The sequence below is a fragment of the Streptomyces argenteolus genome (assembly GCF_042902585.1).
GTDB classification, from domain to species: Bacteria; Actinomycetota; Actinomycetes; order Streptomycetales; family Streptomycetaceae; genus Streptomyces; species Streptomyces argenteolus.
On sequence record NZ_JBIBEG010000004.1, the window covers coordinates 458,312 to 473,651 of the forward strand.

Annotated in this window: 7 protein-coding genes and 1 pseudogene; 2 read left to right on the forward strand and 6 right to left on the reverse strand. The window is 70.3% G+C overall.

Annotated elements, in window-relative coordinates; translation table 11 throughout:
- Positions 1-15 precede the first annotated feature (15 nt).
- The 4 genes from ACFY8O_RS17990 to ACFY8O_RS18005 all read right to left on the reverse strand — a co-directional run bounded on the left by ACFY8O_RS17990 (position 16) and on the right by ACFY8O_RS18005 (position 4,850).
- A complete protein-coding gene (locus tag ACFY8O_RS17990; RefSeq protein ID WP_387903375.1) occupies positions 16-1,065 on the reverse strand; it encodes an ABC transporter permease in 1,050 nt (349 codons plus the stop codon).
- A complete protein-coding gene (locus ACFY8O_RS17995) occupies positions 1,062-2,060 on the reverse strand; it encodes an ABC transporter permease (protein WP_387903378.1) in 999 nt (332 codons plus the stop codon). The genes ACFY8O_RS17990 and ACFY8O_RS17995 overlap by 4 nt, the downstream gene beginning before the upstream one ends.
- Positions 2,057-3,664 (reverse strand): sugar ABC transporter ATP-binding protein, encoded by a 1,608-nt coding sequence (locus ACFY8O_RS18000; RefSeq protein WP_387903381.1) that lies wholly within the window; start codon positions 3,662-3,664, stop codon positions 2,057-2,059. The genes ACFY8O_RS17995 and ACFY8O_RS18000 overlap by 4 nt, the downstream gene beginning before the upstream one ends.
- 100 nt (positions 3,665-3,764) lie before the next feature.
- Positions 3,765-4,850, reverse strand: a complete 1,086-nt coding sequence (locus tag ACFY8O_RS18005) for an ABC transporter substrate-binding protein (protein ID WP_387903383.1) — start codon at positions 4,848-4,850, stop codon at positions 3,765-3,767.
- Between the two features lie 461 nt (positions 4,851-5,311).
- Here ACFY8O_RS18005 and ACFY8O_RS18010 point away from each other — a divergent pair.
- Positions 5,312-6,034: pseudogene (locus tag ACFY8O_RS18010) on the forward strand (hypothetical protein); the annotation flags it as partial.
- A gap of 127 nt (positions 6,035-6,161) precedes the next feature.
- Positions 6,162-8,513, forward strand: a complete 2,352-nt coding sequence (locus ACFY8O_RS18015; RefSeq protein WP_387903386.1) for an AbfB domain-containing protein — start codon at positions 6,162-6,164, stop codon at positions 8,511-8,513.
- 704 nt (positions 8,514-9,217) lie between these two features.
- On the opposite strand, the gene ACFY8O_RS18020 is transcribed toward ACFY8O_RS18015, so the two are convergent.
- On the reverse strand, positions 9,218-12,559 hold the full coding sequence (locus tag ACFY8O_RS18020) for a LamG-like jellyroll fold domain-containing protein (protein WP_387903389.1): 3,342 nt from the start codon (positions 12,557-12,559) through the stop codon (positions 9,218-9,220).
- Positions 12,560-12,731: 172 nt separating this feature from the next.
- A complete protein-coding gene (locus ACFY8O_RS18025; RefSeq protein ID WP_387903392.1) occupies positions 12,732-15,167 on the reverse strand; it encodes a GH92 family glycosyl hydrolase in 2,436 nt (811 codons plus the stop codon).
- Positions 15,168-15,340 lie beyond the last annotated feature (173 nt).

Consider the following 15,340-nt stretch of genomic DNA (forward strand, 5'->3'; position numbering starts at 1 on the left):
ACGGGCGACTTGCCGTCAGGTGCTTCTGCGACTGCGCGCCAGATAGCGCTGGGCCACCACCACAACGATAAGGAAGCCTCCGCTGACCACCGACTGGTACGAGGAGTTGAGCGAGCCGATCTGGTTGATCAGGTTCTGGATGACGGCCAGCAGCAGGACGCCCCAGAGGGTGCCGCTGATCGACCCGGCTCCGCCGATGAGCAGGGTGCCGCCGATGACGACGGCGGAGATCGCGTCGAGTTCCATGCCGACGCCGACGATGGTGACGCCGGAGGACAGCCTGGCCGCGTTGAGGGCGCCCGCGAGGCCTGCGAGCAGCCCGCTGAGGGTGTAGACGAGGATCTTCGTACGGGCCACGGGCAGGCCCATCAGCGTGGCGGCGTCGCTGCTGCCGCCGACGGCGAAGAGCGTCTGTCCGAACGAGGTGCGCTGGAGGACGACTCCGCCGGCCCCGAAGAGCACCAGGGCGATCAGGATCGGGTGGCCGAATCCCCATACGCTGCCCTGGCCGAGGTCGCCGAAGGCGGAGCCCTTGGGTACCAGGTAGGTGGTGGCGCCCTCGTCCGTGAGGGCGAGGAGCAGGCCACGTGCTCCCAGCAGGGTGGCGAGGGTGACGATGAAGGGCGCCATGTTGCCCCGGGCGATCAGAAGGCCGTTGAGCAGGCCGATCGCTCCGCAGACGAGGAGGGGCAGCAGCAGGGCGGCGAGGAAGCCGTACTGCGAGGCCCAGGCCGCGAGGACTCCGCCGAGGGCGAAGACCGACCCCACGGACAGGTCGATGCCACCGGTGATGATGACCATCGTCATGCCGAGCGCGACCACGGCGAGGAAGGACGCCTGGATGGTCACGCCGCGTGCGTTGTCCAGGGTGGCGAAGGTCGGGTAGATGAACGAGGCGGCGATCACCACGGTCAGCAGGACCGCGAGGACGCCCTGGCGTTGCAGGAGTTCGGTGACGCGCCGCCGGCCGCTCTGCTCGGATCCGTCCGAAGGGCGGGGCGCGGTGGATTTCCGCGGCGCCGGGGCCGGGGCCGGGGCGACGGTGACGGGCTTGGTTTCGTTCATCGGGACCGACGCTCCCGGGCGACGTAGACGGCGGCGATGATGATGGCCGCCTGGGCGATCTGTGCGGTGGAGTCGGGCAGGTCGTGCTTGACGAGGGTGGCGCGCAGCAACTGCATGAGCAGGGCGCCCGCCACGGTGCCGAGGACCCGGACGGAGCCTCCGTTGAGGGGCGTGCCGCCGACCACGACCGCCGTGATGGCGGAGAGTTCCATGAGGGTGCCGAGCGAGGAGGGGTCGCTCGCGGTGAGCCTGGCCGTGGCGAGGATTCCGGCGAGCGCGGCGAGCACCCCGCAGAGCACGTAGACGCCGATGAGGACCCGCTTGACGGGAAGCCCGGCGAGTGCGGCGGCGGAGCGGTTGCCTCCGATGGCGACGATCTGCCGGCCGAACGTGGTGCGCTGCACCAGGAAGGCGACGGCGACCGCGAGGACACCGGCGATCAGGACGACCAGCGGCACTCCGAGGAAGGAACCGGTGCCCAGCGAGAGCAGGTCGGGGTTGACGATCTGCTTGAGCTGGCCGTCGGCCATCACCAGGGCCAGGCCGCGGCCGCCGACGAACAGCGCGAGGGTGGCGACGATGGGCTGGAGGCCGACGAGGGAGACCAGCGCGCCGTTGACCGCTCCGACGACAGCGCCTGCCAGCAGCGCGACGACCAGCGCGGGTACGAGCCCGTATCCGAGGTAGAGGGGGAGGAACGCGGCGGCGAGCGCCATGGTCGAGCCCACGGACAGGTCGACGCCCTCGGTGCCGATGACCAGGGCCATGCCCAGGGCGACGATGACGATGGGGGCGACCTGGACGAGCTGGGTGCGGAAGTTGTCGGCGGTCATGAAGTGATCGGTGAACAGCGCGTTGAAGAGCAGTACCACCGCCACGGCCACATAGACGCCGTACCGCTGGTACCAGGCGGGATCACGCAGCCGGGCCAGGTGGTTCACCGGCTTCCGGGGGGTGTCGCCCTTCGTGGGCGGGGCGACGGCGGTCTGGGTCATCGGGAGTCCTCCTGGGCGGCCGGGGCCCCGTCCGCCGGCTGTGGTGCGTGGTCGGCGAGCACTTCGAGCAGCCGGTCCTCGGCCACGTCGTCGCCCGACAGCTCACCGGCGACGGCTCCGCCGCGCAGGACGACGATCCGGTCGGCGCCCTCGATGAGTTCCTCGATGTCCGAGGAGATGAGCAGGACGGCCAGGCCCTCGCGGGCGAGGTCGTCGATGAGGCTCTGGACCTCGGCCTTGGCTCCGACGTCGATGCCCCGGGTGGGCTCGTCGAGCAGCAGGACCTTGGGTTCCAGGCAGAGCCAGCGGGCCAGCAGGACCTTCTGCTGGTTGCCTCCGGAGAGTTCGCCGACCTTCTGCTCGGGGCTCGAAGCCTTGATGCGCAGCCGCTTCATGAAGATGTCGACGATCCGGTCCTGCTTGGCGCGCGAGACGACTCCGGCCCGGGAGAAGCGGGGCATGGCGGCCAGCACGATGTTCTCGCGTACGGAGAGACCGGGGACGATGCCCTCGGCCTTGCGGTCCTCGGGCAGCAGGCTGATGCCGGCCCGGATGGCGGCGGCCGGGGTGAGGCGCTTCAGCGGGGTGCCGTCCACGGCGAGTTCGCCCGCGTCCAGGCGCAGAGCGCCGGACAGCGCCTTCGCCGTCTCGCTGCGGCCGGAGCCCAGGAGCCCGCCGAGGCCGAGCACCTCGCCCGCGTACAGCGACACGGATATGTCGTGGAGCTGGAGCCGGCTGGTGAGCCCGGTCGCGGTGAGGACGGGCGTACGGGCGGCTTCGTGGCCCTCCGAGGCGAAGTTGGTGACACCCGAACGGCGCACCTCGGACAGATCCCGGCCGAGCATCATCGACACCAGCTGCATCCGGTCGAGGTCCGCGAGTTCGCCGGTGTGGATGTGGCGGCCGTCGCGCAGGACGGTGACCCGGTCGCAGATCCGGTAGAGCTCGTCCATGCGGTGGCTGACGTAGAGGACGGCGATGCCCTGGTCGCGCAGGTTCCCGATGACCCGGAAGAGGGTCTCCACCTCGCGCGGTTCGAGCGAGGAGGTGGGTTCGTCCATGATGACGACCTGGGCGTTGACGGAGACGGCCCGGGCGAGGGCGACCATCTGCTGGGTGCCGATGCCGAGGGTGTGCAGCGGGCGGCGCGGATCGACGCGTACGCCGAAGCCGTCGAGCAGCTCGCTCGTCTCCCTGTGCATGCGCGTGAAGTCGATGAGACCGACGCGGTTCCTGGGTTCGCGGCCGAGGAAGATGTTGCGCGCCACGCTCATGAGCGGGACGAGGTTGACTTCCTGGTAGATCGTGGAGATCCCGGCCTGCTGCGCCTCGAACGGCCGGGCGAACCTGACGGGTTCGCCGGCCATCCGCAGTTCTCCCCCGTCCGGCCGGTACACGCCGGTCAGCACCTTGATGAGGGTGGACTTGCCCGCGCCGTTCTCGCCGACCAGGGCGTGGGTCTCCCCCGCGCGCAGGGTGAAGGAGACGTCGTCGAGGGCGACGACGCCGGGGAACCGTTTGCTCACCGAGCGGGCTTCGAGCACGGCGGAGGCCGTGACCGCGGCCTCCGCGGGTGCCTGAGGTACTGCTTCGGGTGGTGCCATGGGTCTTCTTGGCCTTCCGCTGTCCAAGGGGGAGGGCCCGGAGCCGCCGTGGGCCCGGAACGGGCGGTCACGGCGGCGGGGCCGTGGGTTCAGGAGCGGATCAGTACGCCCCGCCGAGCGATTCCTTGGCGTTGGTCTCGTCGTAGGCGCGGTCGGAGATGATGACGTTCTCGGGGATCTCCCCGCCGCCGTAGAACTTCCGGGCGGTGGCGAAGGCGAGCGGCCCGAAGCGCGGGTTGGACTCGATGACGGCGTTGTACTCGCCGTTGACCAGGGCCTGGACGGCGTTACGGGTCCCGTCGACCGAGACGATCTTGACGTCCTTGCCGGGCTTCTTGCCGGCTGCCTTCAGCGCCGTGACGGCGCCGAGGCCCATCTCGTCGTTCTCCGCGTAAACGGCGGTGATCTCGGGCTTGGACTGGATGAGCTGCTCCATGACCTGCTGGCCCTTGTCGCGGGCGAACTCGCCGGTCTGCTGGGCGACGATCTCGATGCCGGGGGCCTCCGCCGCGATCTGGTCGACGAAGCCCTTGGTCCGGTCGGTGGTCACGTTGTTGCCGGAGGCGCCGAGGAGGATCGCGACCTTGCCCTTGCCGCCGGTCGCCTTGATCATCGCGTCGGCCGCCCGCTTGCCCTGCTCGACGAAGTCCGAGCCGAGGAAGGCGACGTAGTCCTCGCAGGCCTTGGAGTTGACCTTGCGGTCGATGGTGAGGACGGGCACCTTCTTCGCCGCGGCGGCCTTGAGCGCGGGCTCCAGGCCGTCGGAGTTCAGCGGGGCGATGATGAGGAACTGCGCGCCCTGGGAGAGCATGTCCTGGATGTCGCTGATCTGCTTGGACAGCTGCGACTGGGCGTTGGTGGTGAGCAGCTTCTTGACGCCGATCTTGGCGGCCTCGTCCTTGATGGACTGGGTCTCGGCGATGCGGAACGGGTTGGCCTCCTTCTCCGACTGGGAGAAGCCGACCACCGCGTCCTTGAGGTCGATCTTGGGCGCGCCGTAGCTCTGCAGCGAACAGCCGGGGCCCGAGGCGGCCTCGGGGGACTTGGCCGCCTGGGCTCCCTGGCTGCTGTCACCGCCCGCGCTGTTCGTGGTCTCCGACTTGGAGCAGCCGGAAACGGCCAGCGTGGCGGTGGCGGCGAGCAGGCAGGCCGCGGCGAGGGTACGGGATCGACGCTGGGTCATCATGCGCGGGACGCTCCTTGGCGAGGTGACGGCACACCGTTCGGCGTGCGGCCAGGCATGGCGGGACGACACGTCAGCCGCTCGGCGGCGGGTGACGCTGAATCCCTCACGACCCCGCTTCCAGCTGCGGAAACTTCGGTCATGAGGGCCTTGTACGGCCTCTCGGCGGCTCGGTTTACAACGTTATATAGGCGAGGTGGCGGAAGCGGCAAGAGAGTTGTCGCCGCGTTTCCAAAATGTGTCGCACGCCGGGTGAGCCCGGCGCGGTCCCGCACGGCAACAGGTGGTGCGCCACCCCTGGACAGCGACTTGACCGCGTGCTGTCATACCGCCACATCAGTTTTGCAACGTTGGAAGCATGGTGCCGCGTCGTCGGGTACGACCGCGGCGCCCACCTTCGTCATGGGCCGGCCCGGCGAGGGCCGGCGGCCTCTCCCGCCCGGAAGAGAAGCGGAGCCCCCACGATGCCCCTGAACCGCAGACAACTCGTGACCGGCGCGCTGATCACCGCCACCGAGGCCACCACGGCGGGCCGCTGGGCCACCACGACGACCGCCGCTGACGGTGTGGCGGCCCCGGCGCGAGGCGGCCACTACGCCCCCAACGCGTCGCCCCTGCACCCGACGGCCTTCCCGAAGCTGCCGCCGGGCAAGGTCACCGCCCGCGGCTGGCTCGCCGGTCAGCTCAGGCTCCAGCTGGAAGGACTCTGCGGCCGGTACGAGGAGTTCTCACACGTCCTCGACTTCGAGTCCTCCGGCTGGATCCGCCCCGACCGGGGAGGCTGGGAGGAGGTCCCCTACTGGCTCAGGGGGTACACCGACCTCGCCGTCGTCACCGGGGACCCGGACGCGCCGGCCGCCACGCGCCGATGGATCGACGCGATCCTGGCCACCCAGCAGTCCGACGGTTTCTTCGGCCCGAGGTCCCTGCGGACCTCGCTGAACGGCGGTCCGGACTTCTGGCCTTTCCTCCCCTTGATCCAGGCGCTGCGATGCTGGCAGGAGTACGACGGCGACACCCGGGTCATCCCGTTCCTCAGCCGGTTCTTCCGGTGCATGAACGCCCAGGGCGCCGGCGCCTTCGACACCAGCTGGATCGCGCTGCGCTGGGGCGACGGCTGGTACCGCAACCGCAACTCGGACAAGGTCCTCGGCGTCGACCTGATGTCCACCGCCGACAGCGCCCACGTCGTCCAGTACGACGACAACGGCACGGCGGACCACCTCTGGCAGCTGATCTGAGAGACGCCCCCATGGACACCTCCCGCGCCGCTCCGGCGGGGGAGGTTCTGCCCTCCGTCGAGGAGATCCCGTCATGACATCCGCACCCGCACCACGTCCGCGCAGTTGGTGGAGACGGTTGACCGCCGGCACCGGCCTGCTGGCACTGCTCGCCACCGCACTGGTGGGAGCCGGCACCTCCCCGGCCGCCGCCGCACCGGCTGCCTGGACACCGAAGCCGGCACCGATGACGACACCCTGGACCGCCCAGGTGCCCGTCGACAACCCCCTCCCCGAGTACCCCCGCCCCCAGCTCACCCGCCCCGACTGGGCCAATCTCAACGGCATCTGGGACTTCGCGGTGACCGGCCGCGACGCCGGGCAGCCGGCGTCGTTCTCCGAGCAGATCAGGGTCCCGTTCGTCGCGGAGTCCTCGCTCTCCGGCATCAAGCGGAAGATCACCGAGAACGACAAGCTCTGGTACAAGCGCACCTTCACCGTTCCGTCGAACTGGAACGGCCGCCGGGTCGTGCTCCACTTCGGCGCCTCCGACTGGCAGAGCACGGTCTGGGTCAACGGCGCCCAGGTCGGCGCGCACAAGGGAGGCTTCGACTCGTTCTCGTACGACATCACACCCCAGCTGAACGGCGGCACGAACACCGTCGTCGTCTCCGTGTACGACCCGACGCAGACCGGCGGCCAGGCCGTCGGCAAACAGCGCATCAACGACGTGAACCCGCACGCGGGCGGCGGCATCTTCTACACCGCGGCCTCGGGCATCTGGCAGACGGTCTGGCTGGAGCCCGTGGCAGCCGCGCACGTCACACGGCTGGACATGACACCGAACCTCGGCAACAGCACCCTGCGCGTGAAGGTGCAGGCGGCCTCCGCCGGCGGCCGGACCGCGCGCGTCACCGTGTCCGGCGGCGGCACCGTCGTGGGTACGGCCACCGGGGCGCCCGGCAGCGAGATCGCGGTGCCCGTGCCGAACCCACGGCTGTGGAGCCCGGACGACCCGTTCCTCTACGACGTACGCGCCGAACTGCTCGACGGGACGGCCGTGGTGGACTCGGTGGGCAGTTACGCCGGTATGCGGTCCATCGCCGTGGCCAAGGTCGACAACGTCCTGCGCCCGGTCCTCAACGGGAAGTTCGTCTTCCAGACCGGCACGCTCGACCAGGGCTACTGGCCCGACGGCATCTACACGGCGCCCACCGACGCCGCACTGAGGTCCGACCTCCAGGCGCACAAGGACCTCGGGTTCAACATGGTCCGCAAGCACATCAAGGTGGAGCCGCAGCGCTGGTTCTACTGGGCGGACAAGCTGGGCCTGCTCGTCTGGCAGGACATGCCGGCGATGGACACCGGCAAGACGCCCGACAGCGCGGCGCGGACCCAGTGGGAGGCGGAGTACCACGCGATCATCGACCAGCACCGCAGCTCGCCCTCGGTGGTCATGTGGGTGAACCAGAACGAGGGCTGGGGGCAGTACGACCAGGCCAGGATCGCCGACGAGGTGAAGGCGTACGACCCGTCCCGGCTGGTGAACAACATGAGCGGGGTGAACTGCTGCGGTTCCGTCGACGGCGGCAACGGCGACGTCGTCGACCACCACATCTACGTCGGGCCGGGCAACACCGCGCCCACCGCGACGCGCGCCGCGGTACTCGGCGAGTTCGGCGGGCTGGGCCACAAGGTCTCGGGGCACGAGTGGTACCCCGGCGGCGGCTTCAGCTACGAGGACCAGGCGAGCATCGCCGCGCTGAACAACCGCTTCGTGGGACTTCTCGACGCCATCCGGATCGGCCAGCTGCCGGCAGGGCTCTCCGCCTCGGTCTACACGGAGATCACCGACGTCGAGAACGAGGCGAACGGGCTCCTCACCTACGACCGCCAGGTGGTCAAGGTGGACACCGCCCGGGTCAAGGCCGCCAACCAGGACCTCATCCAGGCGTCGAAGACCCCCGCGCCACCGGTCACCCTGCCCACCGGGCAGTACAAGTCCCTCCGGGTCACCACTGCCGGCCACACGAACAAGTACCTGCGCCACTCCGAGGCACTCGCGTACACCGCGGTCGTCGACAGCGGCAGCAGCGCGCTGCTGAAGAACGACGCCACCTGGAAGGTCGTCACGGGCCTGGCGAACAGCAACTGCTACTCGTTCGAGTCCCGCAACTACCCCGGTGAGTACCTGCGTCACCGGGACTTCCGGGTCCGTCGCGACGCGAGCGACGGCTCGGCGCTCTTCAAGGCCGACGCCACCTGGTGCGCGGTCGCGGGTTCGGGCGGGGTACGGCTGTCGAGCGCCAATCTGCCCGGCAGCTATCTGCGCCACATCGACTCGGAGGTGTGGCTGGCCACCCCCGGCGGCGGTCGTGCCTGGGACAACGCGGCCACCTTCACCGAGGACACCACGTGGGCGGTGGAGGCACCCTGGGCACCGTGAGCTGAGGCCCGGGGCCAAAGGTCCCGGGCACCCCGGGGGGTGCGGTGACGACGGGGACCGTCGCCACCGCGCCCCGGGCCGGCCCCGTGTCCGCCCGGAGATCCCGGACGTGCGGACACGGGGCCCGGACGTACCCATCCGGAGGTCGCGGTCGCGCGGACCCGGCCTCCCGGGCGTGCGCACGGACACGGCGTCCCGGGCATGCGGAGTCTGAGTCGGAAGTACGGGCGTGCGCACGGACACGGCGTCCCGGGCGTACGGGCTCAGCGGTCCGGCCCACGAGGCTCAGGCCCGGACGTGGCCCGTGTTCCTGTCCCGGAACGCGGCGTCAACGCAAGAGCCCGGTTCGCCCGCCCGCACCCCGGCGGAAGCGTGCGCCGGCCTCGCCCACGTGCCGTACTTCCCGCTCGGCGGCAGCCTCGGGCCTCTCGCCCCGCAGCGGCCCGGCACGGTGGCGGCCCGGCTCGGGGCGAGCGTCGCCCAGGTGAGGACCGCGGCTCCGGCGGCCGGACCGTCGGTGGCGGGTACCGGCTCGCTGAGCCATCCGGAGGAGTCGGGGCGAGCGGTCCCGTGCTCACGGACGAGGACCGCGCAGAACTGCGGAGCTGAGCCGCCCGCGCCGGGAGCCACCCGCAGGCGCGCTCCCGGCAGCGCGGGGGTTCACCACGCACTGCCGGGAGCGGTTCCGGGAGGCCGGCTGCGGCCTACGGCTGTTCGCCGTCGTGGAGCGCGGTCACCTCCTGATCGGTGAGCGCCTTGTCGTACACCTTCACCTGGTCCACGGAACCGTTCCAGAAGTCGGTGTTCGAGCCTCCCCACTTGGCACGGCCCACGGACAGCGCGCCCGTGCTCACGTCGGCGGTGCCGGCGGCGGCGGTGGAGGCGAGCTTGCCGTCGACGTACAGCTTGATCTCGTCACCGCTGCGTACGCCGACGAGGTGGTACCACCGGCCGAGCTCGGGCTTGATCTCCAGCCGGGCGCGGTGGGCGCCCGGGGTGGAGAAGGCGAACCCGCCCTGTCCGTACTGGAGGTAGAACGGGTTCTCCTGGCGCCGGCCGTCCTGGCTGACAACGGTGGCGTAGTTGCCCGGCAGCGCGTCGAGCGACGCCCAGGCGGAGACGGTGTAGTCACCGGTGGTGTCCACGACCGGCCCGTCGGTCTGGGCGTACTGGCCCTGGCCGTCGAACTTCAGCGCCGAGCCCCTCACACCCGGCGTCCAGGACGTGCCCGCGGAGAGGGTGAGGTCCTTGTGGTTGGGGCCGCTGTCGGCCGCCGTGGTGCCCTGGTTCTCGTCCAGGGACCAGGCGCCGCCGCCCTTGACCTCGTCGCGCTCGCCCGCGGCGGCCCCGGCCGCGATGACCTCCTGGTTGATCTTCCGCACCTTTGCGGCGTCGACCTTGATCTCCCGGCGGTCGTACGTCCAGAGACCGTTGAGCTCGTTCTCCAGGTCGGTCACCTGGGTGTAGATGGAGCCGGACAGCTCTGCGCCCGCCGCCTCCAGGTAGTACGTGCGGGTGTTGTCGACGTACTTCGCGGTCAGCGCGTCCTTGTCCGCGACACCGCTGTAGATCGCGGTGGGGGCACCGGGCCACATGCGGCCGGGGATGCGCAGCGTGAAGCCGCCGTGCTCACCGTCCATCGCGGCGCGCGTCTCGTCGGGGAAGGCCGGGTCGGTGTTGTTGTAGTCGTGGTGGTCGATGATGTCGCCCTTGCCGGAGTCACCCTTGGAGTTGCAGCAGTTGACACCGCTGTGGGCGCTGACGACGCGCGAGGGGTCGGCGGCCTGGACCTTCTCGGTGATCTTGCCGGTCTCGGTGCGGTCCCACTCGCCCCAGCCCTCGTTGAAGACGATCCAGGCACCGATCGACGGGTAGTTGTGCAGCTGCTCCATCATCTCGGCACCCTGGTCGAGGAAGGCCTTCTGGCCCTTCTCGCCGGTGATGTTGCCGGAGACGAAGTCCTGCCACACCAGCAGCCCGAGCTGGTCGGCGTGGTAGTACCAGCGGGCCGGCTCCACCTTGATGTGCTTGCGGACGGAGTTGAAGCCGAGCTCCTTCTGAGCCTTCAGGTCGAAGACCAGGGCCTTGTCGCTGGGCGCCGTGTTCAGGCCGTCGGGGTAGAAGCCCTGGTCGAGCTGGGCGAGGGAGAAGAACGGCTTGCCGTTGAGCACGAGCTTCTGGTAGCCGCCGACCTCGGCGACGCCGAAGGAACGCATGCCGAAGTAGCTGTCGACGGTGTCCTTGGAGCGGCCGTCCTTGAGGGTGACCTCCAGGTCGTACAGGTACGGGTCGTCCGGCGTCCACAGGTGCTGCTTGGCGACCGGGAGGCTCAGCTCGCCGTTGGCCGGACCGGTGACGGTCCCGACGACCTTGCCCTTCCTGTCGCGGGCGACGGCGGTGACCCGGGCGGAGCCCGACGCGTTCTCCGAGTTGACCTTCAGAGAGAGCCGGCCCTTGTGGATGTCCGGCGTCGTCGTGAGCGAGTCGACGGCGGCGGGCGCGACGGGTTCCATCCAGACGGTCTGCCAGATACCGGAGGAGGCCGTGTAGAAGATGCCGCTCGGGTTCGCGGACTGCTTGCCCGTGGGCTGGTCGGCACCGGTGGTGTCGGTGACCGCGACGACGATCTCCTGGGGGCCGCCGCCCTTGAGCGCGTCGGTGATGTCCGCGCTGAAGGCGGTGTAACCGCCCGTGTGCTCGGCGACCTGCTTGCCGTTGACGAAGACCCGCGCGTGGTAGTCGACGGCTCCGAAGTTGAGCTTCAGGCGGTCGTCGCCGCTCCGCTTGCCGACGGACCAGTTCCTGGGCACCGTGACGAGCTTGCGGTAGAACATGTGGTCCTCGTGGCGCTCCAGACCGGAGAGCTGGGACTCCACGGGGTAGGGCACGGTGATGCGCTCGCCGAGCCTCTTGCCGAAGACGGGCTGCTCACCGGCGTCGGCTCCCGCGAACTCCCACTGGCCGTTGAGGTTCTTCCAGTCGTCGCGGACCTGCTGGGGCCGGGGGTACTCGGGCAGCGGGTTGTCGCGGTCGACCTTGTCGCCCCAGGGGGTGGTCAGCCGGTGCGTGGAGAGGTTCTTCGCCCTGCGGCTGATCTCCGGGACGGTCTCCTCGCCGTTCTTCAGGCCGCCCTGGCCGTCGTAGGCGATCCGGACCTGCTGGCCCTTCTGGACGGCCGCGTCCAACGTGACGACCAGCGCCCTGTCGTTGTCCGACGCCCTGACGACCGACTTGACGGGCATCGGCGTCGTGTCCGCCTCGACCTCGAGGTGGTCCTTCACGCCCTCGATACCGCTGAGCTCGTGGTCGAAGGTCGCCTGCACCGCGAGGCCGTTCCCGGCGACGCTCAGCGCGACCGGGTAGACCTCGAAGTCCGCGGGCGGGGTGAAGGCGGACTCGGGCACGATCTGCTTGGCGAGCTTCGCGCTCGACCAGCGCAGGAACATGTTGGCCCCGCCGATGTCCTGGAACATCTCCAGCCGGAAGGTGTGCTGCTCACCGGCCTTCAGGGCGACGGGGGCGCTGGTCTGCTCCTTGTCCCAGTCGGGCACCCAGTGGTCGATGACCGGCTTGTCGTCGATGAAGAGCCGGAAGCCGTTGTCACCGATCGCGGAGAAGGTGTAGTCGCCGTCCTCCGGCGCCGCGATCTGTCCCGTCCAGCGAGCGGTGGTGTGCTCGGTCCTTCCGGTGGCCGACTCGAACGCCCCGGTCAGTCCCGGGAAGTTGATCTCCGGATCGAGCGCGGTCGCACCGAGCTCGGCGAAGTCGCGGGCCCCCGGGGCGGACATGGCGAAGTACTCGCCCTTGAGACCGTGCACCTCGGTGGACGGATCGTCCTTCACGAACGCCGAGGCCGCACGGGCCCCTTCGGCGGGAGCGGCGGCGGGGGCGGCGGACGCGGCGGTCGGGACCAGGGTGGCCCCGACGGGCATCAGCAGGGCCGCCGTACAGGCGAGCGTTCTGAAAAGCGTGCGTGGGCGGGCTAGTTGTCGTATCAAGGCGTCGTCCTCGTCGAAGAAGCCGGAGTGCTCCGAACCGCGAAGCACTGCACATAGTCGAACATTGAGCCACAGCCTCAAACACCTGACAACGGTCGTGCACGCAGAATTTTCAACGATAGAAAAAGGGGACCTCCCTCCCGCCCGGCGCCAGGCATGCCGGACCCGGCGAGCGGCGTGATGCCGCTCACCGGGTGCCGGGCCGGGCTCGGTCGAGGTGCTACCGCGGGAGATCAGCAGGTCGAGTCGCCCAGGAGGTGTTCGGCCGATCCGCGAGGCGGTAGGTCAGTTCACCTCCCCCGGTGACCAGCCGGGCGTCCGTCCACGACCGGTCGCTCGCACGCCCGTTCACCTCCACCGCGTCGATGTACGGATGTGTCGCGTCAGCCTGCGGAGCGCTGATGGTGATGTCGCCACCCTTGGGCCGGTCCAGCACGGCCGAGGGGAAGAGCGGCGCCCCGAGCAGCAGGCCGGCGCTGCCGGGGGTCCGGGGGTAGAGCCCCAGGGCGGAGAAGACGTACCAGGCCGACATCGTGCCGAGGTCGTCGTTGCCGGGCAGGCCGCGCGGACCGGTTCCGTACACCGTGGCGACGATCTCGCGTACGGTCTCCTGCGTCTTCCACGGCTGCCCGAGCGCGTTGTAGAGCCACGGGGCGTGGATGCCCGGCTCGTTGGTCGGGTCGTAGCGCAGCGCGTCGCCCCCCTTGACCGACCAGGAGCCGTCCGGCTTGTGGAAGAACGCGTCCAGCCGTTTCGCCGCGACGTCCCGGCCGCCCATGGCCTCGGCCAGTCCCTGGACGTCCTGCGGGACCATCCAGGTGTAAGTCGCACTGGTCCCCTGGGCGAAGCCCCGGTCGCTGCCCGGGCTGAACGGTGTCACCCAGGAGCCGTCGAGGTCGCGCGCCTGGATGTAGCCGGTGGTGCCGGAGCCGTCCCCGGCCTCGGGGTTGAAGACGTTGCGCCACCAGGTGCCGCGCTCCTCGAAGGCCGCGGCCTCCTCGTCACGCCCCAGGAGGCGGGCCCACCGGCCGAGCGCCGCGTCGGCGACCGCGTCCTCCAGGGTCTCGGCCGCGCCGCCCCAGCAGTGGCAGACGTCGTGGGCGGCGTAGTGGGACTCCAGGTACTGGGCGAGGTTGGGCCGCTGGCCGGTGCACTGCCCCGGGCAGCCCGCGTCGGAGAAGCCGTCGGGGTGCGGCACCGTGGCCTGGCGGGCCAGGGACTCGAAGGCGCCCTCGTAGTCGAAGTTGCGTACGCCCATCGCATAGAACGTGGCGAGGGTGGCGGCCGTGGGGTCACCGGTCATGACGTGCGTGGCGCCGTTGATGTGCACCCAGCGGTCCCAGACGCCGCCGTTCTGCCGGGCGAAGTTGTACAGGGACTGGGCGAAGTCGCCGGCGATCCTGGGCTTGAGCAGCGCGAGGAGCTGGATCTGGGCGCGGTACTGGTCCCAGCCGGAGAAGTTGCTGTACTGGGCCTTCTGGCCGCGCGTGACGCGGTGCGGCTTCCCGTCCATCCCAGGGTAACGGCCGTCGGTGTCACTGATCAGGTTCGGCTGCATCAGCGAGTGGTACAGCGCGGTGTAGAACGAGGTGCGCTGCGCGTCGCTGCCCCCTCCGACGCGCACGGACGCGAGCTCCCGGTCCCAGGCTGCGGCTCCTGCCCGGGCCACGTCGTCGACGCTCTTTCCGGGAGCTATCTCCTTGCGGAGGTTGGCCTCGGCCCCGGCCTGGCTGACGTAGGAGATCCCGATCCGCATGCGGACGTCGTAGTCGTCCGAAGCGTCGAATCCGACCCAGCCGCCGGATCCCCGTCCGGCGCGGTCGGCGCCCGTGGCGTAGCCCTCGCCGCCGCTGCCACGGGTCGCGCCCGGTGCGAGCGTGCCGTCGCGCCAGGTGCCGGTGGAGGCGAAGTCGCGGTCGAAGGAGGCGCTGAAGTAGAGCCGGTAGTAGCTCTTGCGGTTGTTGGTGCCTCCGTTGGCCCGCCGGCCGCAGAACGCGCCGGTCAGGACCGATCCGGTCACCTTGCGGTGAGCGGTGTCGATCTCGATCTCGGCGTCCTCGCTGCCGTTGAGGGAGTTGGACACCCGGAAGAGCAGGTTGGCGGGCTTGTCGGCCGGGAAGCTGAAGTCGGCCACACCCGCACGCTCGCTCACGGCCAGGTCGGCGGTGGCTCCCGAGTCCAGCCCGACGGTGTAGCGGCCGGGCACGGCGCGCTCGTCCGCGTGCGAGAAGCCGGAGGCGTAGACCGCGTCCTTGGAGTCGGCGGACGGGGAGGAGGTGACATCCCCCACGAACGGCATGATGGGCACGTCGCCCGCGGCACCGGGGTTGCACCCGGCGCCGTTGACGTGGGTGAGGCTGAGTCCGCGCATGCGGGTCACGCCGTACTCGTAACCGTTGGCGGCCCCCGTGCTCGTCTGGTCGCCTGTGGTGCTGGTGGGCGACCAGGCGATCATCCCGTACGGGCGGACCGCGCCGGGGTAGGTGTTGCCGCCGTTCGCCGTGCCGATCATCGGGTCGACGTAGGCCGTGGGGTGCGTGACGAGCGGTGCCGCCTGCGCGGCGGGGGGCAGGACGGCACCCGCGAGGGCACCTGTGAGGACGAGAGCGGCGGCCCGTGCGGTGAACGCCCGGGCCACGGACGGTCTGGAGGGCATGGTCGCGGATACCTCCGATAGCGGGGGACAACGTTGTCAAGACCATGCGGTGCAGGACCTGGACAACGTTGATCGATTGCGGCCGAGCGTAGATCCCCCGGGCGCTCCGGGGAATGCCCTCGACGGTGCGGAGCGGTGAACGGGGAATGAACGCACCCCGCCGGACGTCCTCC